The organism is Pseudomonas sp. PB120 (assembly GCF_009761815.1).
GTDB lineage: Bacteria > Pseudomonadota > Gammaproteobacteria > Pseudomonadales > Pseudomonadaceae > Aquipseudomonas.
Map to the genome: position 1 here is coordinate 1 of NZ_RWIN01000139.1, position 23,235 is coordinate 23,235.

A 23,235-nucleotide genomic window follows, 5' to 3' on the forward strand; every position below is an offset into this window, starting at 1 on the left:
TATCGTTAAAAATATCCATGCGGGTCAGGCCTTCGACCCCTTCGTGGGTCACCGCCACGCCCATGCGCTGGGCGCGGGCCAACCCATCGGAGGCCGGGTCGATGCCGACCATCACGGCCATTTCCAGATGTTTGGCGTTGCGCAGGATCTTGATCATCAGGTCGGTGCCGATGTTGCCGGAACCGATGATGGCGACTTTGAGTTTATTCATGGCAGAGCTCCAGCCGTGCATGACAGGCCAGCCGAAAAGAACCGGCCCGCAGTGTCTAGGGGTGTTTGGCAACTTTGCGCAACACCAGGTAAACGCCGATGAAGCCGCTGAGCAGGCCACTGACGAAGCCGCTGATGCCGTTGCCCAGCGAGTTGTCCAGAATGCTTTGCGGAAACGGCACCAGGAATTGATTGACGCTGAAGGCCAGGATGGCAGCGACCACACCGCCAATGATCCCGGCCAGGATCGACTCTTTAAGGACGAAGTTCATACCCTGTCTCCTCTGGGTGTACGACGCGATGGGCAGCACCCCGTGTCAGGTGAAACGGACCGAGCAACTGCCCACACCGCCGATGGAAACGCGCAAGTTGTCACCCGCCTTGACCGCAATCATCGGACCGAGCGAACCGGAAAGGATCACCTCTCCCGCTTTCAACGACAGGCCCAGGCGCCCCAGGGTATTGGCCAGCCAGGCCACGGCCACCGCAGGCGAGCCCATGGTCGCGGCACCCGCGCCGGTGGCGACGATCTCGCCGTTTTTCTCCAGGACCATGCCGCAGTGCAACAGGTCCACGTCCTGTACGGGCACCAGCCGGTCACTGAGTACGAACACCCCGCACGAGGCGTTGTCCGCCACGGTGTCCTGGATCTTGATTTTCCAGTCCCGGATGCGCGAATCGACAATTTCGAAACAGACCATCACGCCTTCGGTGGCGCGCAATACGTCCGCAACGGTGATGCCTGGCCCCATCAGATCGTGCTTGAGCACGAACGCCAGTTCGCCCTCAGCCTTGGGCTGAATCAGCGAGGACGTCGCGATGGCGTTTCCGGAATTGACGACCATGGCATCGGTGAGGATGCCGAAGTCCGGCTGGTCGACGCCCAGGAGCGTCATCACGGCTTGGCTGGTCACGCCGATTTTCTTGCCGACCACCCGCTCGCCATCGTCCAGGCGCAGCGCCATGAGGTGCTGCTGGATGCCATAGGCATCTTCAATGGTCAGCTGCGGATAACGTTCGGTCAGCGGCGCAATGGCCTCGGCCCCGCGCAGCGCGTTGTAGAGGTCGACACTGATTTCTTGCAGCAACGAATCATCAATACTCATCGGATACTCCGGCTCAAATGGGTTCGCTCAGGATCAGCAGCGCATGCTCGACCACTTTGGTTTGTGCCTCGACCGGCGCCCGCGCCTGCTCCAGGCGGCCAAGCTCCATCGAGCTTTCGGTAACCAGCCGGCAGCGCGCCTCGCGGCGTTCCATGAAGCGGGCAAACACCTGCTCGACGCTGTCCGCCCGACCCAGTTCTTCCGCCAGCACCAGGGCGTCTTCGATGCCCATGCCCGCGCCGGAGGCCAGCTGTGGGGTCGTCGGGTGCGCCGAGTCGCCAATCAGCAAGACGCGCCCGCGATACCAAGGGGCCGGCAAACTGAAAATTTCCAGTGGGCGGAAGTTGATGTCCGCGTTGTCCTGCTCGCCAAGCGAATCACGGACGTCGGCCAGCACGCCGCCGTAGCTCTCCAGGCGCTTGGCCAGTTCGCTGTGGAAGTTGGCCGGTTCGATGAACACCTGTGGGGTGCGCTCAAGCAGGAACATGTACATGTGGGTCGCTGACACCGGAGAGAAACCGACCTTGTACGGCCCTCCCAGGAAGTACGTGCGGCGCTTGATGCTGGCCGGACGCTCGAGAAACAGGCGCCAACAGCTCTGGCCGGTGTACTCGGGTTTGGGAGCGTCAGGCATGATCAGCCCGCGCACCCTGGAGAACACCCCGTCGGCGCCGAGCACGATGTCATAACGACCCTGGCTGCCATCGCTGAACGTCACGTTCACCCCGGCGTCATCCTGCTCCAGGGCCTCCACTGACAGGCCCAGGCGGATTGGTGCGCCCGCCGCCTTAACATGCCGGGCAAGAATGCCATGCAGGGTCGGGCGCATGATCCCGCCGCTGCCCTTGGTCGGGCTGTCCGCCGGCATCGGCGTGTCCAGCGTGCGCAGCGGCTCGCCCTGGGTATTGCAGACCTGAATGCCTTCGCCGACGTACGCCTCATCCTCCATGTCGGCATAAACGCCGAGCTGATGCAGTGCACGCAGGGTCGGCCCGGTGATCGTCAGCCCGGCGCCCAGCGCGCCCCAGTTCGGGTTGATGTCGATCATGTCGACCTCGACACCGATGCGGCGCAAGGTAATAGCGGCGGACATACCGGCGGTGCCGGCACCGACGATCAACACTTTTTTTACGGTTTGAGTCATCGCGGAATTCCTTGTTTTTGTTCTTGTTCGGCTGTTGTTCAAATGCCCGGCGGGCCGGTCAGGCCGCCTTGAGGAAATTCGTCACCAACTGACAGAACGCGGCGGCGTGCTCGATCTGGGTCCAGTGGCCACAGCGCCCGAAAATATGCAGCTGGCTGTCGTCGATCCACTGCTGCAACGTCAGTGAGGTGGACAGTGGAATGACCTTGTCGTCGCGGCCATGGACCAGCAGCGTCTTGTGGCCGATGCCACGAATCTGGGACTCGCCATGGGCCATTGCTTCCACCCAGCGCTGGCGTGGTGCCGGGAACATCGCCGAATAGGCTTCCTGGACCCCGGGCCGTTTGCTGGCTTCGTAGCGCATGCGCACCAGGTCGTCGCCGACCAGCGACTGGTCATAGGCGAAGATGCGCATGATCGCCCGCATGTTTTCTTGCGACGGTTCATACCCCCACACCGCGTCCAGGCCGGGTGTCAGTTCAAACGGAACCCCGACACTGCCCATCAGAATCAGCTTGTTGACGCGTTCCGGATGGTGGATCGCCAGGGCCAGGGCCATGGAACCACCGAACGAGTTACCGATCACATTGACCTTCTGGACGTCCATTGCATCCAGGAAGTCGACCAGTTGCTCCAGCCAGAGTGCTCGCGAGTAGTCGATACCTGCCGGCACCTGGGTGAAACCGAAGCCGGCGAGGTCCGGTGCGAGCAGACGGAAGTCGCCCTGCAGGCTCTGAATGCTCAGGCGCCAGTTGGCCCAGGCACTGACGCCGGGGCCGGAACCGTGCAGCAACAGCACCGGTTCACCGCTACCGATGTCGTGGTAGTTGGTCACGATGGAACCGGTCTGGATGCTTTGGCCAATCTCGGGATTTTGTGGGTTATTCATCTTTGCCTCTCTGTGATCAAACGTCGGCACGGCGCCAGACCAGGCGTGCGCTTCGGGCCTGTGGAGTGCCTTCTTCAAGGCGTGCACTCAGGGTCAGGGTGCCGTCGTCGTTGACGTCGAAACGGCGTTTCTGCGCGCCGCCCACCCAGTTGGGGAACAAGCTGATATCCACGAAGTGCGTGATCACATCACCGTTCAACTCGTAACGACCGCCGTACGCCAACAGGCTGGAGTAGGCACCGGCCTTTTCCGCGTCACTGGCGTTCCACTGGCCGCCCGTTTCGAAGTTCGGCCGTTGCGCCCTGGCGATCATGCAGCTCATGTGACCGCCCTCGGTGTACAGGATGAAACCGTGCAGGTGCTCGCCCATCGGCAGCTCGCGACGGCCGTCGTCGAAGGCCTGTTCCCAGGAAAGGATTTCCCAGCGGCCAACCGGGTTGAGGGGGGGCGTCATGATGGTTTTCTCCGCTGATGGCAGCGAGCCTAGGAAGGCCGCCACCACTTCGTTGTGTTCGCTGGCACTTTCGAATTGGGCCCAATGCCCGGTGTCGCGGGCGCAATGGAACGTGCCGTTGCGCACTCGACGGGCGATGTGTTCGCCAAGGGCTGGCGGTGTGCGATTTTTTTCGCCCCAGTACACCAGCGTCGGCTGGCTGATCTGCGCGGCCAGTGCGTCGGTCACCAGGTGCTGGCGAATGGTCGGACCGGCCAGGTATTCGCTGATGAATTCCATTTGCACGGCGGCCAGTTCAGGCTGGCAATACAGCGCCTGACGCACCTTGACCGCTTCATCGGTGAGGCGCTGCGGGTTGGCCAGAATGCGTGCCATGCGGGTTCGCACGTTGTCGAAGCTCGGCTCGCGCAAGACCTCCAGCGAACTCGGCAGATTGCTCGCCCAGTCCGGCTCGACATAACCCTCTATAGCACCGGCGTCGGGTGTGTAGCCCATGGTGGTGGTCAGCACGAGCGCGTCGACCCGTTCGGGATGCCGCAATGCCAACTGCATGGCCACCCAACCGCCCAGCGATTGCCCCTCGACAAAAGCACTGGCCAGGCCGAGCTGATCCATCACATCGACCACTTGATCGACCAGAACGGGAATGATCTCGGGGTCGTAACCCTCGGTCTGCGACTTGCCATGCCAGAGAAAGTCCAGGGCGATGACGTGGAAATGCCTGGCCAGTTCGGCAATGTTCAGCGCGTAGTTTTCCGCATGGCCGCCAGTGCCGTGCAAGAGAATCAGCGCCGGCCCCGAGCCGGCTTCAATGATGCGAGTGCGGTACTTGCCCTGGATCTGGCGCACTTGGGTGTGCAGCAGCTCGATCCAGTATGGCGTTTGAACGTCGGACACGAAATTGCTCCTCGAAATCTGGTGAAGAGGTGCCCTGCCCGCTCGCCGCAGCGATGGCGTGCCGGACACCCGATGAGGAAACCGGAGGCGTTAGAGCTTCTGCTCTTTGCTCGCGGAAATCGGCCCTTTCAAGGTGCCGTCGGATTTTTCCAGGCCAAAGGTCCATTCCGAAAAAATGTGCGCGATGGCGGCGAAGTCCTGGGCTTCCCATTCTTCCGTCACCACGTCCTCGTCGGCGGCGTACTCCCAGGAACCGCCAAACGGGGTCTGGAAGTACCAGAAACAGGCGGAGGAAATGGTGTGGCGCCCTGGGCCTGCAAATGTCTTCCAGCCCAGCGAGTCGAGGTGCTGGCCGCCGCCGATGACTTCGTGGATGTCGCGTACTTTGAATGCCAGATGATTGAAGCGAGTCCCCGGCACCCGGGCATTCATGAAGAACACGTGATGGTGGTTACCGCTGGGCGAGCAACGCATGAACAGCCCGCGATCGGCATAACGGTCAGAGACGAGGAAGCCCAGGCGTTCGATGTAGAAACGCGCGGCTTCACTCGCGTCATCCACACCGATGGCGATGTGGCTAATTTCACGCGGTTTGGCGACTTTGTAGGCCGGCGCGCGGCGGTTGATGCGACTCGGCTGGCCCGGTGCGTTGAAGCGGGTGACATCAAAGTGCACCGGTTTGCGCTGGGTGATGCGAAAGCCCAGGTTGATGCCCAGATCATCGACGCTGTGCAGCACGCCGTCTTTATCGATTTCGACCCGGCGATCACGTCCCAGGTCCTCGGCCAAAGCCGCGAGCGTAGCCTGGTCTTCCACGCCCCAGACGATCTCGCACAGGCCGCTGCCACCACCAATGGGTGTGCGCTCGATGCGCGAGAGATCGGTCTCGACAACCTGGACCTCGGAGCCATCGACGGCGCGAAACAGCTTCACTTCCGGGTCGACCGAAGGCACATACGACAGCCCCCAATCAGCCGCGAAACGACAGGCACCGGCGAGGTCTTCGACCGCGAACCGGACACACTCGACACCGGTGAAACGAAACGGATTGTCCTTGCTCATGATTGCCTTCTCTACTGTTCTTGTCGTTGTTTCGCCGAGGCCGTTTCGCAGGCAGTGAGCACGCCGCAAGCGCCATCGCGATATTCAATGAACCTCATGTTAGGGAGCGCTACAGAGGGGAGCCAGAGGGATTCCCTCAAGGCAGATATCCAACAAATGCAAGGCTGGAACGGTGCGTTTCGGGCTTGTACAGATACCCCTGTGGGAGCGAGCCTGCTCGCGATGAACGCACAGACACCGCGTCCATTCAGAAAGGGCGCGTTATCGTTGACGTCCATCGCGAGCAGGCTCGCTCCCACAGGGGATTGGGGGGATTGGCTGATTCCTGTAGGCGCGAGCTTGTCTCCGGGCGGCGTTCCGACGAAAAACGTTCAGACAACGCAGTCATTCAGACAGCACGCGTTATCGTTGACGTCCATCGCGAGCACGCTCGCTCCTACAGGGGGTCGGCGATCAGGCAGGGCTGTTCGCCGGTTTACGCGGCCCATCGAACGGTGCCCAGTTTTCTTCCAGCATCTCCATCAGGTAAGCCTGGGCGTTATCCGCGTGCAGGGGTACCTCGCGCGGTACCCAACTGTCATCGTGCTTGTCCATGTCGGCGTCGTACTCGAAGCGGCACCCCAGCGGGCCATCGAAGTACCAGAACCAGTTCGACCCGAAGTTGTGCCGCCCCGGGCCCCAGAAGCTCGGGTAACCGAGGTCACGGAAGCGGTTGCCCGCCTGCATCACTTCGCTCGGCCCGCCCAGGTGAAACGCCATGTGCTCAATGCCCTTGAGCTGTGGCGGGGTCTGGATCAGGAACATGGTGTGGTGTTCATGAGTGCCTTTGGAACGCATGAACGGGCCGCCACCGAGACGGTCATTGACGCGAAACTGCAGGCGGTCGACATAGAACGCCTCAGCCTTGGCCACGTCCGGCACGAACATTGCAAAATGCCCCAGGCTGCGCAACTGCGGCACAACCCCCTGATCGTCGACACCGATGCAATTGACAGGTCGTTGCAGCGGCGCGCCCGGTGCGTTGATTTTTTCCGCCGGCAGGCTGATCTCGCGACGGCGGGTCAGCTGGAACACCAGCGGGATGTCCAGGTCGTCGAGGGCCTCGATGGCCCCGTCGTCCAGGCGCGTGACCTCGCGATCCTTGCCCAGCTCGGCGGCAATCTGATCGAGGCTTGCCTGGTCAGCGACACCATAGACAATCTTGCGTGCCTTGTTGGTGGGGCTCAGCGCTGGCGACAGGTTCGGGTCGCTGGCGTCGCAGATAATCACGCCGGTGCCGTCCAGGGTTTCAAACAGCAGGCCTTCACGTACCTGCCCCGCCGGCTTCAAGCCGAAATCCGTCATGTACCGGGCGGCGACTTCGAGGTCGTCCACACCGAAGACCACCGCATCTGGACCGATGATATTCATGAATCGTTACTCCGTTGTTCGCGCAGTGCGCTGCAGGGGGCGGCGTCAACGCGCGCCCCGATCCGATCAGGAAGTGATGCTGACGTTTTCGCCACGGCGCAACGCGGCCATGCGGTCGTTCAACTCACCGTCGACGTAATACAGCTCGGTGTAGAAACCGATCAATTCGCGGGTGTCCCAGTAACTCCAGCGGCAGTTGCCGAACGGGCCTTCAAAAAAACCGGCCATGGCTTTTTCCAGCCCCAGTTCCTGATAGTGCTGCTCGGCCTGGGCGTATTCCTCGGCGCTGGACTGGCGGAAACCAATGTGGTGCGGCCCATAGCCACGGCTGTCGATCCAGTCCTTGTACAGGCTGTCGCCGCCGTCATGACGGGCCAGCTCGATCAGCGTGTCACCGGCGAAACCGTAGGCGCAACTGAACTGGAAATTGCCCGGCTGGCCACGGTACTCCTTCTGTGTCTGTTCCTTGGCCAGGTCGTGCGCGACGTTCCACACTTCCACGCCATTGGTCTTGCTCCACAGGGCCATGGCGGCCTCGAGGTCCGGGACAACGAAGCAGATCTGGTCGAACTTGCGGCCAATCAGGTTTTTGGCGATCTCACTCATTTTTTGCTCCAATTCTTGTGATTATTCTTGAACGACACGCAGGCTGATGGCCGCCGCCGGGCAGTCGCGGACCAGTTGTTCAAATTCGCCTTTGCGCGAAATATCCACGAAACGCTGTTTCAGGTGGGCGATGTTGGCCACCGAATCCAGCTCGAAGACATCGTCCGCACCCAGGCACAAGCCGTAGCCCTGACACTTCAGGCCGTCGAGGATCACTTCCACTTTTTCATTCGCCATCTCACGGCTCCCTAATGCTTGTGTTTACAGGAATACGCCGAGGTTGGGCGTCTGCAGTACCGCGTGAGTGATCAAGGCCTTGCGCTTGAGCAATTTGAAGCCGTCTTCGGTGATGCGCAGCAGGTCGTGTCGACGCACCGGAATCACATCCCCCAGGTCATCGTGACCGCGCTGGCGATAGAGGATCATGGCGCTGACCACTGAAATCACGTCGGCGCGATCAGTGGCATCCACCAGTACGCTACCCACCACCCGCAGCGTGCGCGAGGGCGGTACTTCGGCCCAGGCATGATCACTTTCCAGGCGGGCAATACGCGTCTGGATGTGCGCCTTGCAGTCCTTGATGCGGAACGCCCCTGACGGGAACTCATCGGCATAGTTGCGCATGGCGATGCGAATCGGCACGTCGTAGTCGATCTCGTCATCGAGCAGGGCAAACCAGTCGCGGAACCGGCGCTCGTCGAGGATGAGCGCTTCACGGGCGAGAAAATCCTCGGCGGCGCTACGCATTTCGTGAACATTTTTCATCACTCGCATCCCCCCTGGTCGTCGCACTGATCGACGCTTTTACTCGCTGCCTTGCCTTCGGTCATCTCCTTCACCCAACGGCGCCAGAAACGCTCCTGGCTGTACTCGCCATAGATCGAGGGATGGAATTCTCCCGGGCCTTTCCAGTCCGGGTCAGGGCCGCCGCGCTTTTGCTGGTAATGCAGGCGCATGCCTTTGGTCAGGGCCCAAGGGCTGGAAGCCACCTTGGCGATACCTTCCCAGACCGCCGTGTCGTCCTGCTCGAAGATGCCGCCCGAGCCGAAGCCGAACTGACCGGCCATATACGCCTTGGCATGGAACTCTTCAGGCAGGAACGCGTATTCCAGTTCGTAGTTCCACAGCTCCATCACGCCCGGTGCCACGGGCTGCCACATGCGAATGCTGGTAAACGGAATCGGCATTTCACCGGGCACGTCCGGCTGCGGGAAGCGCAGGAAACTGAAGTTGGGGAAAATGGTGCCAATGGTCGGCGGCACGTTCTTGATCATCTCCAGCTGCACGTCATCGAGCTGGGTCAGATCGAACTGGGCGCGGTATTCCTGCGGATATCCCCAGAAATCGAACATCGGCGCAATCAGTTCAGGCAGTGCATGGCCGATGAAGCTGTTGCCGTTACCGAAGTCGTAGCCGCTGGCCAGGCTGCTGACCTGATTGACCCCCGGAATGAATTCCGACAACGAGGCCGACAGGTGCGCCGTGCTGACGTGATAAGCGTCGCCACTGAAGTTTTCCGCGCCGCTCTTCCAGTCGGCCTTGACCACAAAGCGCTCGGGCTCCTTCAGCACCTTCATGCCATCGGGGTGCAAGCCGAACAGCGCATCGAACATCCAGGCCGCACCACCGAGGTATTCGCGCAGCGGCGGCACGTCTTCGTTCAGCGAGGCGAAGATAAAGCCGTGGATGGACTCGATTTTGGCTGCCCGCAACAGGCCCCATTCCTTTTTGTCCAGCGGGCCGCCGTAGGCGTCCTTGAGGTGGGGTGCACCGGCCCAATCGCCATTGTTGCGATAGACCCAGCCGTGGTACGGGCATTTGAAGTGACGTGTGTTGCCCTTGTCCTGATGACACAGTTCGGATCCACGGTGACGGCAATGGTTGAGCAACACGTTGATCTGATCTTCGTCGTCACGGGTGACGATGACTTTGTCGATGCCGATGCGGCGCAACACGTAGTCGCCCTTCTCGGGGATCTCCGAGGCATGGGCAACGAAGATCCAGTTACGGGTGAAGATCCGTTCCATTTCCGCGCGAAACACCGCTTCGTCGCGAAACACTTCGACCGGCAACAGACCTTCGTCCATGCCCTGCGAGACGCGCTCGCACAGATCGTCCAGGTACTGGTCGGGATTACCCGGATAGATAAGATCGTAATTGATCATGGGTGGCTCTCCTTACGGCTTGTTCTTGTTAGTTTTGAGCGGTTGTTCAGCCCGGCTAGCGGCCGGCCTGCTCCAGTATTTTGTTGTCGATAGTGCCGGGCATCGATTGCGGTTCTGTTGCCCGGACGCGCCGGGGTTTCAACAGGAAGACCGACAGCGAAGGCACCAGGACCAGCGCGCCCAGCATGTTCCACAGGAACATGAACGCGAGCAACGCCCCCATGTCAGCCTGGAACTTGATGGGACTGGCCAGCCAGGTGGCAACGCCGATGGACAGCGTGATGCCGGTCAGCATGACCACCTTTCCGGTAAAAATCAGCGACCGGTAATAGGCCATCGAAAGGGACTGCCCGGACTTCAGTTGCACCAGCATCACCGAGAGAATGTACAGCGCGTAGTCGACACCGATCCCGACGCCCAGCGCGATCACCGGCAACGTCGCTACTTTGACGCCCATGCCCAGGACGACCATCAAGGCTTCGGCCAGTACCGAGGTCAACATCAACGGCAATACCGCCACGAGCACCGCGCGCCACGAGCGGAACGTGATCAGCGCCAACAGCGCCACGATGGCGTACACCAGCAGATTCATCTGACGCCAGGCGTCGGTCACCACCATATTGGTGGCCGCTTCGATGCCGGCCGTGCCTGCCGCCAGCAAGAACTGCACGTCGGCGGTGTTGTTCGTCGCGGCAAACTGCTCGACGTGCTTGACCACCCGCGACAAGGTCGCCGCCTTGTGGTCGGTCAGGTACACGTAGAGCGTCAGCAGCGAACAGCTATCGTCATACAGCCCGCGCGGTGCACTCGCGGTGATGGTGTTGAGCATGTCCTGGTTGGGCACGAAGTCGTACCACTTCGGGTTGCCTTCGTTGAGCGCGGCACTCATGCGCCGGCTCAACAGTGCCAGGGTATCGGTGCTTTCCACGCCTTCGAGCTGGCGCAACTGCCACTCCAGGGCATCGACTTTGTTCAGCGTCGGCTGTGCGGAACAGTAGCCGGCCGAGGTCTTCACCATGATCGCCAATACGTCGCTTGAAGCACCGTAGCGGCTATTCATGAACGCCATGTCGCGGTTGTAGCGGCTGTCCTGACGCAGTTCCGGGGCGCCAGGATCGAGGTCACCGATCTGCAAATGACTGGCAACGCTCCACCCGCCCAACGCCAGCAGCAGGCTGACACCGATGGCGCCAATGGCCCAACGCCGTTGGGTAAAACGGTCGAGTACGCGCCACATCAGATGCCTGGCCGCCCCGCTCTGCTCCGCGTGTTCGGCACGCAGGCTGCGCTGTGCGGCGCGAGGGCAGACGCCGACGTAACTGAGGATCACAGGCAACAGGATCAGGTTTGTGAAAATCAGGATGCCGACACCGATCGACGCTGCCAGCGCCAGCTCGCGAATCGCCTGGATATCGATTACCAGCAAGACGCCAAATCCGACCGCGTCGATCACCAGCGCCGCCAGCCCGGCACCGAACAGCCGGCGAAACGTCAACCGCGCGGCAGTCAGTTTGCTGACCCCACGTCCGACGTCCTGCAGGATGCCATTCATTTTCTGGGAGCCGTGGCTCATGCCGATGGCAAACACGAGGAATGGCACCAGGATGGAGTAAGGGTCGAGCGCAAAGCCCAGGGTCGGCAAGACGCCAAGCTGCCAGACCACGGCAATCAGCGAGGCCACGACCACCGCCGCCGTGGAGCGCCAGCAGCGGGTAAACCAGTAGAGGACGGCGCTGCTCAGGACCAGCGTGATCAGGAAAAACACCAGGACGCTGCGCACACCGTCAATCAAGTCGCCGACCAGTTTGGCAAAACCGGTGACGTGCATTTCGTAGCCGCGCGCTTCGTATTTGTGGCGCAATTGCTCCAGTGACCCTGCCAGTTTGGCGTAGTCCAGCGGGTGCCCTTCGGCATCGTTGGCCAACAACGGCAGGAAGATCGCCGTGGAGCGCAGGTCAGTGGCCACCAGGCGGCCGATCTCACCGGAGCGCGCCAGGTTGGCGCCCAACTGCTGCAGGCTGGCTTTCGAGCCGTCGTAACCGTCCGGAATCACCGGGCCGCCCTCCAGGCCCTCTTCGGTGACACCGGCCCACCGGGTTGACGGCGTCCAGAGCGACTTCATCTGCATGCGATTGACGCCGGGCATCAGGAACAACTCGTCGTTCAACTCACGCAAGGCGTCCATGTAGGCTGCGTCATAGATCGTGCCCTTGGGATTGGCCAAAGCAATGCGCACAGCGTTACCCAGCCCCACGAGGTCTTTTTCGTGGGCGGTGAAATTCTGAATGTAGGGGTGACTTTGCGGAATCATCTTCTCGAAGCTGGCCGAGAGTTGAAGATGACGCAGCTGGCTGGCAAAGAACACCGTCACCAGGCAGCACAGCAGCACAACCATCAGGCGATGGTTGAAGATCGCGCGCTCGACCAGTGAGCCGGAACGCGAGTCGAAGTCAGCCATCGGGACAGGTCCTGGCAGTGAGATATTCAGATTCATTTCAAGCCCTCCGCTCGCCCGTCGAGGCGCAGCGTGGTCATCCCGCGATTACTGAGCAATACGACATTGTCCGCATCGACCGACAGGATGCCGTTCAGCGACGGCAACGCCTGCTGGCTCAGCGGCACCAGTGTGCCCTGCTGCAGCCCGAGCACATGTCCCGCCTGGGTGACCAGGTACAGCGTGCCGTCGGCACCGAGTGAGGATGCAGTGAATGAAGAGGCGTCGGCCGCCGTCAGACGCTGCCAGGTCGCGCCTGCGTCGTGGCTACGCAACAGGCTGCCCTTGAGGCCAGCGACGACGATATCCTGCTCGCCCAACAGTTCAGCGGTGAACAGGCTGCCCTTGTACGACGTATCGAGGCGTTCGAAGGTTTTTCCGCTATCGACGGAGCGCAGCACCAGCCCGCGCTCTCCCGCCACCAGCACGTCATTGCCGCGCTGGCGAATCGCGTACAGGTGCAGCCCGTCCGGGTTGTCCAGACGCCCCATCCAGGCGCTCCAGTGCTGCCCGAAATCGGCTGAAGCGAACATCATGCCGTAGGCGCCGACCACCAGCAGGTGACCGTCTTTGTCGATGGCTACGTCGAGAAAAGGCTTGTCCGGACCTTCGTCGACCAGCCGTTGTGCGTTATCGGTCTGTAAAGGATCGTTGGCAGATTGCGCGGCTTGCAAGGCGAGTTCAGCGGCACGGCGACCATCGAGGCGCAACGTCCATTGCTCGCCACCGTCAGTGCTGGTCAACACTACGCCGCCATGGCCGACGGCAACGCCTTGCTGGCCGGTGAAACGGACGGCGGTCAGGGTCACGCTGACGGGGACGGCGCCCTGGCGCCAGTGCTGGCCGTCGTCATCGGACAGCAGCACCAGGCCACGCTCGCCCACGACAACCAGGCGATGGCTCCCGGTCACGGCAGCGCCGAGCAGGACGGCCTGGTTAGTTTGACTGGCGATCAGGGCCGCGCGCCGGGCAGGCTCACCGACTTCGGAAACCGGTACCGTTGCGACTGCGCAGAGGGAAACTCCACACAGCAGCGCCCCAAACATGCCACTGCACACCTTGCTGGATATGCGACTCATGGGCATTGCCCCTTGTTGTTGTTTTAGTGACAGCCGCACCCTCCGGCTGTTGTGAATCGAGTGTATGGACTGCGCCGTGCACCCGCTACGCGGCGGTTTCTAATTCAGATATCTACAAATTGCAGGGCGAGCGCCTCTCTGTAGGAGCGAGCTTGCTCGCGATGGACTCAAGCCCGCCGCGGATGGTCAGGCATCCCGCGCCATCGTTGACGACCATCGCGAGCAAGCTCGCTCCTACAGGGAGGCGGTGGTGAGCTCAGCGCACGCTGCTACCGGCCAGGCCATCGGGTGAGAACACTTTGTCGTTATCCAGCGGCTTGAGCACGTAGTGCTTGGGCTTGCTGTTGTTGAGCTGGGCGACGAAGGCCGTGCCCGTTTGCAGGTCGTTGTAGCCGAAGGTGGCGATGGCCGAACCCGGCAGTTCCGGCACGACGATGACCTGCGACCACAAGGTCCGCCACAACTGGCCGTTGGCATCCCATCGATCCGCAAGCGTGCAGATCCAGGTGTCTTCGTCGCAGTAATAGCGGCTCTTGGCGGCCTGGTGACGCTGGCCGCTGCGCACGTTCGCCTCGACCACCCACACGCGGTGCTTCTCCCAGCGGACATAGTCCGGGTTCAGGAAATTGCCCTTGAGCATGTCTTCGTCTTTGGTCGGCTGCAGCGAGCGGTTGGCGTTGTACGGGATGAACAGCTCTTTCTTGCCGATCATTTTCCAGTCAAAGCGGTCCATTCGCCCGGTCCAGGTGTACATCTCATCGAACGTCATCACACCGGCGGCGGCAGGTGTCGGGGTGTCGCAGCAGCCGTTGGGCAGCTTGCGCACGCGGCGCTGGCCTTTGAGGTAAACCCAGGTCTGAAGTTTGTCCGGATCGAGGTATTCGTGAGCCAGCAATGCCTCACCCGCCCGCAGTGGAGGCCCGATGTTGCGAATCGCCACCTGCCAGAACGGCTTGCCTTCGCCCTCGAACTGTTCGAGGTTGCTGCTGTTGTCGTAATACGGCAGTTGTTCGTTGATCTCCGCATCCGTCACCAGTACGGCGCGGCCGTCGGCAAGAATCTGATACCAGTTGTTGTAATGCTGGAAACGCGCACCGCGCCAGCGCAGCACATGGTTCCACATCACCTCTTCGGCGCTTTGCGGGATTGGATAGGGAATGCCGCCGTAGACCCCTTTGGGCACGCCCTTCTCGAGGGTGCCCCGGGTGGCGTTGGCGAAGGTGTTGTCATACACCCATTGCGGCGCTGCCGCGGTGCGTCGGGTCGGGTAAACGTCCAGGCGGAAGTCCGGGTACTTTTTCAACATTGCCTGCACCCCGTCGGTGAGGTTGCCGGCGTACTGGGCCATGTTTTTCGCGGTGACTGAAAACTGCGGCTTGTCATCCTTGAACGGATCGGCGCGCCGTCCGCCGGGCACGTCGCCCGGTGTTGGCGTGGTAAACCCGCCCGTCCAGGCCGGTATGGAACCGTCGGCATTACCCGCTTTCTCGGCGCCAAAGGGCGTCAGATCGCCCTTCAAGCGCTGAGCCTGATCGGCCGGCGCCCCGGCATGCACCGGCAAGACGATGGCGCAAGCCAACAGCGCAACCCCCTGTCCCAAGGCAAGAAACTTCTTCATGAGTATCTCCTCGTTTTTATTGATAAAACGCACTGATCAAAAACTGCGGCGGACGGTGAAGGCGACAAAATCACGGTCGGCACGGGCCTGTTTGTAGCTGTAGGAATTGGTGCTATCGAGGAACGTCCCCGCCGACCCGAAGAACGTCGTGTAGGCCAGGTTCAGGTCCCAGGTGTTCATGTACAGGCCGCTGATGCCAAGGGTGAAATCCCCCCCGTTTTCTGGCGGCATCGCCGAGGGACCCAGCGGGTTGCGCGAGCCGTTGGGGGTGAATCCGACGCCCATTGGCAGGCTGATGTCCCACCCGAGCAACGCCTGGCGGTACATGGGTTCAAACACCGCCCGCATCGACCACGCATCGCGGGTGATGTTGGGGTCCAGCGCCGCCACACCGGCGGCACTGTCATCGCAGTTCTGCTTGCATTTGAGCAGCCGGGTCCAGGCCACCTCGGCCGCCAGGTTCGCCTCGTTCCACAAGGCCGTGCGCGGCACGGTCCAGATGGTCGACACGTTGACATGGGCGGTATCGCCCACCGCGTAGGCCGGATGATCACGGTTATCCGGCACCGCGCCACCGAGCGCCGAGGCGTCGACCGCGTGGGTAGTCGCCAGCGACTGGCCCTTGCGTATGGACGCTTCCATCGCCAGGTTCAGGCTGCCGAAACTGCGGCTGGCACTGAAACCGTAGAGCTGGGTGTCCTCTTGGTACGCCAGGTAGTAACCCGTCGGCAGCACTGGCCCGAACGGCCCGAACGGCTGCCCGACCTGGGTCACTTGCTGGAAGTCCTTGTCGTGGAATTGCAGCGCATAGAAGCCCAGGTCGAACTCGCCCACTTGCCAGCGCACTTGCAGGCCGAACTGACCAGAGTCCTTGGCATCGCGGTCTGACTGCTTGTCGGCGGACAACCCGGTGGTCGGGTCGAGCACCAGCCGCTCGGCGCCGGAACCGACAATGTCGGACACCGAAAAGTAACTCCCCGATGCCGGAATGCGGTTGTGCACGTAGCGGAACTGGTAATAAGCACCGATCGCCAGGTCGTCGTTGAGTTGCCACTGCGCCGACACTTGCGGCACCGGCAGCACAAACTCTTTGGCCTCAGCCGTCGGGTCGTCGAGCAGGCGCGTGGTATCGAACGGGCTCTGCGCGCCGGCCACGGCATTGTTGGCAAAAAACAGGCTTTCGCCCCAAAGCAGCGAATGCTGGCCCAGGCGACCGGTCAACTCGGTGCTGCCCAATTGAAGGCGCCCGAATACGAAGGCATCACGCATTTCGGCTTTGCGGCCGTGCTGGTCGCGGGTCGAATCGGTGAACTCATCCGGGCCGGTGGACAGCTGGTTTGGAAAGGCGCCCCCGGCGATGCCCGGGTTGTCATTGTCACGGTTGTAGACCGTGTCGTACCAGGCGTTGGCGCTGACCCGCGCACCAAAACCGTTCTCGTTGACGGCGTCCAGTTCGCTGAACAGTTCGCCACGATTGGAGACCAGGCCTCTGCTGAAATTGCGGTCGCCGTCATCCAGGTTGGGGTTGGACAACAACCGGTCATTGCGTTTGTCGACACGGAACATCGCCGAGTAACGCAGCGAATTATTCCAGTCGATTTTCCAGCCATCATCCGGTTCCCAACTAAAACCGGCCCAGCTTTTGGCGGGTGACAAGGCGCCGGCCGCAAGGACGATGCCCATGGCAACCGGCAAACGAATGCATTTTTTCTGACGATACTTCATGGCACTTCCTGCTTTTATGATTGTTCTGGGGGCCACATCGGGGTGAAAGGGCCCGCTGCATCGTCGTGCCGCGGGCCGCGAGTGCCTGTGCGCTACACGGGGTTGACCCCGTCCCAGCACAGGTACTTGATCTCGAGGAATTCCTCGATGCCGTAGTGCGAGCCTTCACGACCGAGCCCGCTCTGCTTGATGCCGCCGAAGGGCGCGACCTCATTAGAGATCAGCCCGGTGTTGATTCCGACCATGCCCGCTTCCAGGGCTTCGGCCGTGCGCCAGATCCGCGCGGCGTCACGGCTGAACAAGTACGCCGCCAGGCCAAAGTCGGTGTCGTTGGCAATGGCGATGGCCTCGGCTTCTTCGCCGAAGCGCAGCAGCGGCATGACCGGGCCGAAGGTTTCATCGCGAGCGATGGTCATCTTCAGCGTCACATCGACGACCAGGGTTGGCTCGAAGAACGCGCCGCCCAGCGAATGACGCTTGCCGCCGGCGAGCACCCGAGCGCCCCCGGACACTGCATCGAGCAGGTGCTCCTCGACCTTGGCCACCGCCGCGGCGTCGATCATCGGGCCGATCTGCACGCCCTCCTCCAGGCCATTGCCGACCTTCAATCCGGCGGTGCGACGCGCCAGGCGTTCGGCGAGCTGGTCGTAAATGCCGTCCTGGATCAGCACCCGGTTCGCGGCAATGCAGGACTGCCCGGTATTGCGGAATTTGGCGTTGAGAATGCCCTCCACCGCGAGGTCCAGATCGGCGTCGTCGAACACGATCAGCGGCGCATTCCCACCCAATTCCATCGAGCACTTCTTGACCGTCTCGGCGGACTGCGCGAGCAGCACGCGGCCCACTTCGGTGGAGCCTGTGAACGTGATCTTGCGCACCAGCCGATGACCGGTCAGCACGTTCCCCACCGCCCGCGTCGCATTGCCGGTCAGCACGCTGAAGACGCCTGCCGGAATACCAGCGCGGCGCGCCAGTTCGGCCAGCGCCAGTGCTGTCAGCGGCGTCTGGCTCGCAGGCTTGACCACCATCGAGCAGCCGGCGGCCAACGCCGGGCCGGCCTTGCGGGTGATCATGGCGGCTGGAAAATTCCACGGTGTAATCGCCGCGCACACCCCGATCGGCTGCTTCAGCGCAACGATGCGCTGGGTCTCTTTGGGCGCCGGAATCACATCACCGCGAATCCGCTTGGCCTCTTCGGCGAACCACTGCAGGAAGGACGCCGCGTAATCGATTTCCCCCCGAGCCTCCGACAGCGGCTTGCCTTCTTCCAGGGTGATCAAGGTGGCCAGGTCTTCCTTGTGTTCGATCACCAGGCGATACCACTGGTTGATGATCTCGGCACGTTGCTTGGCAGGGACCTTGCTCCAGCGCGTAAAGGCTTCGTGCGCCGACTCGATGGCGAATTCGGCTTCAGCTTCCTTGCACACCGGCAACTCGACCAGCACGTTTCCGTTTGCCGGATTGCGCACGGTGTAGGTGCCATGCGCGGTGTGGCCGACCCATTCGCCGTTGATGAAAGCACCCTGTCGCCACAGCGACGGGTCATTCAACAATTCAATGCTCATAGACACGTCCTCAGCAGGGGAATCGGCCGATCAGGAACTGGCTGTCGTCGTCCGAAGTGCATTCGAGCTTCGACGCCACCAGGCCCTGGCGCAGGACTTTCATCAGGCGATCCGGAATCCTTCCGCCCGGCGCACGCAGCGGACCGCCGTTGAAACCGGCCAGCCAGTCCATGTATTTCCAGTGAGCCCGATTGATGTAGTTCGAACCCGGCATATAGGCACCGGTGGCAGCCCCCACCGCACCGCGAGCAGGCTGAACCTGCCATTGCAGCTTCATGGCTTCTTCCCACTGGCCGTTGCGGGCCAGGTCGAACGTCTTGGGAAAATGGTCGCCCATCCACTGGGTGTAACTGGTGCCGGAGAACTGCATGTCCATGAACTTCATCAACGGAATCACGTCGCTCTCGATCGGGCAGCTGATGAGCACTTCCTGACCAAAGCGGTGCCAGGTTTCGATGAGACCGGCCACATGCGGGAAGCCTTGTTCGGCCTTGATCGCCACAATGTTCGGGCAATCGTCGAGAAGACGACGGATCAACTCGGGGGACATGCCCTGCGGGTGTACGCGCTCGAAGCCCCACAACGGAATCGGGAACAGCATCACGGCCAGGTCGGTGGCATCGCAGATGCTGCGGGTGTAGTCGTAGATGTCCTGCTCGCTGGTCGGCCAGAAGTTGGACGGGTAAGACAGCAGCACGATGCTGGCGCCCGCGTTCTCCGCCAGTTTCATCGCCTCAATATTTTCGGCGAGCGTGCCAAATCCGGCGTGGAAAAACAGGCCCAGCTTGTCGCCGGCCGTCTCCTTGGCCCATGCGGTGAACTGTGCATTTTCCTGCGGAGTGATTGCGACTTCGGTGCACAGCAAGGTGTAGGTAAAGCCCAGGTCCACGAGTTTCTGGATGTCGTGACGGATGCCCTGCTCGTTGAGACGCTTGAGGTCAGCGCTGTAGCTCGGGATGGTGACACCCGAGCAGCCGACCAGCATTTCATTGGCCCAGGCACGGGCGTCGTTGCGTTTGTAATTGGCCATTCTTGTTGTTCTCCTTGGAAGGGTACTTCAGCGGTCGATCGTCACGACGCCCGCGGGGATGAGTTGATAGCGATTGCTGGACAACGCTTCGCGCAGCAGCATTTCGGCGGTCACGACGTCCTGCAGGGCAGTGCCGACCGACTTGTAGATCACGATGTCATCGGGGGAGCGGCGCGCAGGTTTCTGGCCGGACACCACGTCGGCGAGGCTGACGGTCTTGCCGGCGACATCCACGCCGTCACGTGTGGCGACCAGGGCATCGCCGGTCTCGTGCAGCACCTCTTCAGGCATGTCGGCAATGATTAGGTCGGCACGGGCCATGGCGCTCGAGTCGACTTCGCGCTGCTCTGGCAGCGTGGAGCCCACCGACAGCACGACCATGCCCGGCTGCAACCAATCACCGAGCAAGACCGGCGATTCGTCACGACTGCGCGCCGCGCACACCACCACATCGACGCCGTCGATGGCCGCTTGCGCACTGTCGACGGCTTCGAGTAGCAGGCCATTGGATTCAAGAAAGGAAGCGGCGAACCTGGCGCGGCTCGCGGGGGTTGGGCTGAACACGCGCGCCAGGGAGACTTCGCGCACCGAGAGCAAGGCAGTCAACATGCTCTTGGCGACCGAGCCGGAACCGATCACCCCCACACGCAATGCGCCTTCGGGGATCACGGCATTGGCGGCCACCACGGCGGTCGCTGCGGTTCGCAGGTCGGTAATTCGATTACCGTCTACCAGCGCCGCCAGCTCCATGGTCCGCTGGTCGAACAGCGAAATGAGGTAGCTGGCGCGGCGGATTTTCGGCGAGGCGGCAATCAATTTGCAGCCCATGTACTCGCCCGATGGCGACACCGCACACAGGCTGCGCAACCAGAACCCCTCCCCCCGGGCCATGATGCGCGGCGGCACCATCACGTCTTTGATGGGTTTGCCATATGCTTCGGTCAGCGCAGCAATGACCTTCGGCCACTTGGCCAATTCAGCGATGTCCGCATCCCTGATAAAGGGCGTAGAAACTTCGAGCTTTTCTGTGTTCAGGGAATCTGCAACGTCCATGGAAACCTCCGGATCTTGTTGAGCCGGAGTTTATGAAGTGCATTTGGGGCGAGCTACGCAGGACGGCCTAATACAGATATCTATAAAACAAGACGCTTGAACCGCGTTGTGAGGAGCTGCGGAAACGTCGCGCCAAACGCTGAAAAAAATCGTCGAAGACTAAAAAACAGATAACTGCTTTATCCGGATCGAGATGGATTTTGCGACCCGCCCAGGGTCGGTGAGCGGCCTATAATGCTGAGTCGCCACACGCCGAGCGCTGCCCTGATGATCGACAACGCCCCACCGCCCTCCCCCCGCCTCAAACGCCAGAGCCTTGCCAAAACGCTGGTGGCGCAACTGTCGCGAGACATCACCGAAGCCGTGATCCCGCGCGGTGAAAAACTGCCGACCGAATCGCAGATCATGAAGACGTATAACGTCAGCCGAACGGTGGTGCGCGAAGCGATTTCCAGGCTCCAGGCCGCTGGCCTAGTGGAAACGCGACATGGCGTGGGCACCTTCGTGCTGGGCCATGACAACACCCACGGCTTGCGAATCGATCCGCACACCTTCGTCACATTGCGCGACGTGATTGACGCGTTGGAGTTTCGCGCCAGCCTGGAGGTGGAGGCCGCAGGGCTCGCCGCCAAACGATGCAGCGCCGATGAACTGGCCTTGATGCGCAACGCGCTGGACGAATTCAATCAGGCGCTTCAATCGAGCAGCGTTGTGGCGTCGGACTTTCGCTTTCACTACCAGATCGCATTGGCCACCGGTAATCGATACTTCACCGACATCATGTCGCACTTCGGCCCCGGCATGCTGCCGAGAATGCGCGTGGATTCGGCGCAGTTGACGCACAGCGATCCAGCACACTACCAGGCTCGACTGGTGCGTGAGCATGAAGCCATTTACGACGCGATCGCCCGTCGGGATACCGAAGCGGCGCGGGCCGCGATGAGTGTGCACCTGACCAATAGCCGAGAGCGCCTGCGCAAAGCGCATGCTCAAGCGCAACTGTAGCCATTTTTGACTCCTCGCTAGACCCGTGATCTGAGCAACCGGCATCACGCAGGCCAGGCAGCGTTTTGGGCACACGACCTCAAGGCGCACGGAGCCTCTATTCCCCCCCCCCCCCGCAATACCCGAAATCGACCCCGGCGAGGCTCAACCCTACCGCCGGGCGCTCGCCCGCGCTTTTTTCAAAGCAGGGACTAACACCACAAAAACGAATGATGTATTCTTTTGATGTCTCTGCAGATGACGATCACCCTGATAAAACAAATGAATGCTGGTCCAATAGGGAGCATAACCAGATACCGCCAGCACCAATAATGATCATTGTATTTTTTTAGCCACCCTATTTACGGGTCTGGCTAAACCTTGCCTAATAAAAACACTACCCAAAGGACAAATACGTGCACATCACCGAGACGAGCAATGCCGGGGTGGCCGCCAGCCTTCCCCGCCGAACCATGCTTTTAGTACTGGGCCTTTGCTGGGCCGCCATCCTTTCAGAGGGCTATGACATCGGTGTGATGGGCACCATCGTGCCCGCCCTGTTAAGCGATCCCCAATGGAACCTGACCCCGCTCGAAGTCGGCGCCATGAGCAGCTCTGCGCTGTTTGGCACGCTGATCGGCGCCTATTTCATCAGCCCCTGGAGCGACATCATCGGGCGAAAGCCACTGATCCTGCTGTGCATCGCGCTGTTTTCGGGCTCCATGCTCGCCGCTGCCTGGGCGCCAACCCCACAGATATTCTCGCTGGTCAGGGGCATTGGCGGGTTGGGACTGGGCGGTGTCATCCCGGTGGCAGCGGCGTTGACGATCGAATACTCACCCCCCCATCGACGCAACCTCAACTTCGCGCTGATGTACTCCGGTTACCCGCTCGGCGCCTTGTTATCAGCCTGGGTCGGCATGACGTTCATGGCCGACCATGGCTGGCGGACAGTTGTCGCTGCTGGCTCGATTGCGCTCTTGCTGATCCCGATCATGTTGCTGTGGCTGCCTGAATCACTGGAGTTTCTGGTGGCCAAGAAGCGTACGCGCCAGGCGCAGGCATTGGCCGATCGCCTGGGCATCAGCGAACTGCCCGCAGCACCGGCCGACAAGGGCGCGGCGCAACTGTCGCCGTTCCGTGAGATTCTGGCCGAGGTCTTTTCCAAGCGAAATCGCCGGGGCACATTGTGTCTGTGGCTGGCTCAATGCACGGCGGTCATGGTGGTTTACGGGCTTGGGACGTGGTTGCCGCAGTACATGCGCCACAATGGCTACGACCTGGGGTCGTCGCTGATGCTCTTCGCCATCTTCAACCTGGCAGCCGCCCTCGGCGGGATTGTCATCGGACGGATTGCCGACCGCTTCGGCGCGCGCCGGACACTGGCCCTGGGCTTTACGTTTGGCGCCTGCGCCATCGCCGCGCTGTCAATGAAGAACTCGATGATGGTCAACTACGTGCTGGTGGCTTGCGCAGGTTTCGGCAGTGTGGCCGTGGCCTTGGTCCAGCTGGGTTACATCGCTAACTACTACGCGCCCCATGCCCGGGCATCGGCGACGGGCTGGGCGGTGGGCATCGGACGCTTTGGCGCGATGGGCGGGCCGATCCTGGGCGGCTTCGTCGCCGGTCTGCAACTGGACAGTTTCTGGAACTTCCTGGTGTTTGCCGCGGCAGCGATTGCGGCGGCCATCGCGATTACCCTGACACCCGCACCCGCTCACCAACGATAACGCCTGACTTTCAC

At 61.6% G+C, this 23,235-nt stretch carries 20 protein-coding genes and 1 pseudogene; 2 read left to right on the top strand and 19 right to left on the bottom strand.

The features are described 5' to 3' along the window. The 19 genes and pseudogenes from EJA72_RS25015 to EJA72_RS25105 form a co-directional block, all read right to left on the bottom strand. Positions 1–211 (bottom strand): annotated as a pseudogene (locus EJA72_RS25015) (acetaldehyde dehydrogenase); the annotation flags it as partial. Between the two features lie 55 nt (positions 212–266). Continuing rightward, a complete protein-coding gene (locus tag EJA72_RS25020; RefSeq protein WP_157714563.1) occupies positions 267–482 on the bottom strand; it encodes a hypothetical protein in 216 nt (71 codons plus the stop codon). A 45-nt stretch (positions 483–527) separates the two neighbouring features. Continuing rightward, positions 528–1,310, bottom strand: coding sequence for a 2-oxopent-4-enoate hydratase (dmpE, locus tag EJA72_RS25025; RefSeq protein WP_178129580.1), 783 nt, complete (start codon positions 1,308–1,310; stop codon positions 528–530). A gap of 19 nt (positions 1,311–1,329) precedes the next feature. After that, a complete protein-coding gene (locus EJA72_RS25030; RefSeq protein WP_157714565.1) occupies positions 1,330–2,460 on the bottom strand; it encodes an FAD-dependent oxidoreductase in 1,131 nt (376 codons plus the stop codon). 58 nt (positions 2,461–2,518) lie between these two features. Continuing rightward, entirely contained in the window at positions 2,519–3,349 is an 831-nt protein-coding gene (locus tag EJA72_RS25035; protein WP_157714566.1) for an alpha/beta fold hydrolase, read from the bottom strand. Between the two features lie 16 nt (positions 3,350–3,365). Continuing rightward, positions 3,366–4,700 (bottom strand): alpha/beta fold hydrolase, encoded by a 1,335-nt coding sequence (locus EJA72_RS25040; RefSeq protein WP_178129575.1) that lies wholly within the window; start codon positions 4,698–4,700, stop codon positions 3,366–3,368. Positions 4,701–4,790: 90 nt separating this feature from the next. Beyond that, a complete protein-coding gene (locus tag EJA72_RS25045; protein ID WP_157714567.1) occupies positions 4,791–5,762 on the bottom strand; it encodes a VOC family protein in 972 nt (323 codons plus the stop codon). A gap of 453 nt (positions 5,763–6,215) precedes the next feature. Further along, positions 6,216–7,172 carry a VOC family protein gene (locus EJA72_RS25050; protein ID WP_157714568.1) on the bottom strand — a complete coding sequence of 319 codons (957 nt, stop codon included), beginning with the start codon at positions 7,170–7,172 and terminating at the stop codon, positions 6,216–6,218. 66 nt (positions 7,173–7,238) lie between these two features. Beyond that, entirely contained in the window at positions 7,239–7,778 is a 540-nt protein-coding gene (locus EJA72_RS25055) for a VOC family protein (RefSeq protein WP_157714569.1), read from the bottom strand. 21 nt (positions 7,779–7,799) lie between these two features. After that, positions 7,800–8,015 carry a ferredoxin gene (locus EJA72_RS25060; RefSeq protein WP_157714570.1) on the bottom strand — a complete coding sequence of 72 codons (216 nt, stop codon included), beginning with the start codon at positions 8,013–8,015 and terminating at the stop codon, positions 7,800–7,802. A 24-nt stretch (positions 8,016–8,039) separates the two neighbouring features. Next, positions 8,040–8,543 carry a 3-phenylpropionate/cinnamic acid dioxygenase subunit beta gene (locus EJA72_RS25065; RefSeq protein ID WP_157714571.1) on the bottom strand — a complete coding sequence of 168 codons (504 nt, stop codon included), beginning with the start codon at positions 8,541–8,543 and terminating at the stop codon, positions 8,040–8,042. After that, a complete protein-coding gene (locus EJA72_RS25070) occupies positions 8,543–9,943 on the bottom strand; it encodes a Rieske 2Fe-2S domain-containing protein (RefSeq protein WP_157714572.1) in 1,401 nt (466 codons plus the stop codon). Before EJA72_RS25070 ends, EJA72_RS25065 begins: the two co-directional genes overlap by 1 nt. A gap of 55 nt (positions 9,944–9,998) precedes the next feature. Next, positions 9,999–12,401, bottom strand: a complete 2,403-nt coding sequence (locus EJA72_RS25075) for an RND family transporter (RefSeq protein WP_372240741.1) — start codon at positions 12,399–12,401, stop codon at positions 9,999–10,001. 32 nt (positions 12,402–12,433) lie between these two features. Beyond that, positions 12,434–13,516, bottom strand: coding sequence for a YCF48-related protein (locus EJA72_RS25080; RefSeq protein WP_178129576.1), 1,083 nt, complete (start codon positions 13,514–13,516; stop codon positions 12,434–12,436). 256 nt (positions 13,517–13,772) lie between these two features. Next, positions 13,773–15,134: a DUF1329 domain-containing protein gene (locus EJA72_RS25085; RefSeq protein ID WP_157714575.1), complete on the bottom strand. Its 1,362-nt coding sequence runs from the start codon at positions 15,132–15,134 to the stop codon at positions 13,773–13,775. Positions 15,135–15,170: 36 nt separating this feature from the next. After that, the gene (locus EJA72_RS25090) at positions 15,171–16,859 is read right to left on the bottom strand and encodes a DUF1302 domain-containing protein (RefSeq protein WP_157714576.1); all 1,689 of its coding nucleotides are present in this window, start codon (positions 16,857–16,859) and stop codon (positions 15,171–15,173) included. Between the two features lie 92 nt (positions 16,860–16,951). Next, positions 16,952–18,424, bottom strand: coding sequence for an NAD-dependent succinate-semialdehyde dehydrogenase (locus tag EJA72_RS25095; protein ID WP_157714577.1), 1,473 nt, complete (start codon positions 18,422–18,424; stop codon positions 16,952–16,954). Positions 18,425–18,434: 10 nt separating this feature from the next. Further along, positions 18,435–19,454, bottom strand: a complete 1,020-nt coding sequence (locus EJA72_RS25100; protein WP_157714578.1) for a dihydrodipicolinate synthase family protein — start codon at positions 19,452–19,454, stop codon at positions 18,435–18,437. Positions 19,455–19,481: 27 nt separating this feature from the next. After that, positions 19,482–20,507 (bottom strand): ornithine cyclodeaminase family protein, encoded by a 1,026-nt coding sequence (locus EJA72_RS25105; RefSeq protein WP_157714579.1) that lies wholly within the window; start codon positions 20,505–20,507, stop codon positions 19,482–19,484. A 267-nt stretch (positions 20,508–20,774) separates the two neighbouring features. Between EJA72_RS25105 and EJA72_RS25110 the strand changes: the two genes are divergently transcribed. Both EJA72_RS25110 and EJA72_RS25115 read left to right on the top strand, forming a co-directional pair. After that, positions 20,775–21,512 carry a FadR/GntR family transcriptional regulator gene (locus tag EJA72_RS25110; RefSeq protein ID WP_157714595.1) on the top strand — a complete coding sequence of 246 codons (738 nt, stop codon included), beginning with the start codon at positions 20,775–20,777 and terminating at the stop codon, positions 21,510–21,512. A 395-nt stretch (positions 21,513–21,907) separates the two neighbouring features. Next, positions 21,908–23,221 (top strand): MFS transporter, encoded by a 1,314-nt coding sequence (locus tag EJA72_RS25115; RefSeq protein ID WP_178129577.1) that lies wholly within the window; start codon positions 21,908–21,910, stop codon positions 23,219–23,221. Positions 23,222–23,235: the final 14 nt, after the last annotated feature.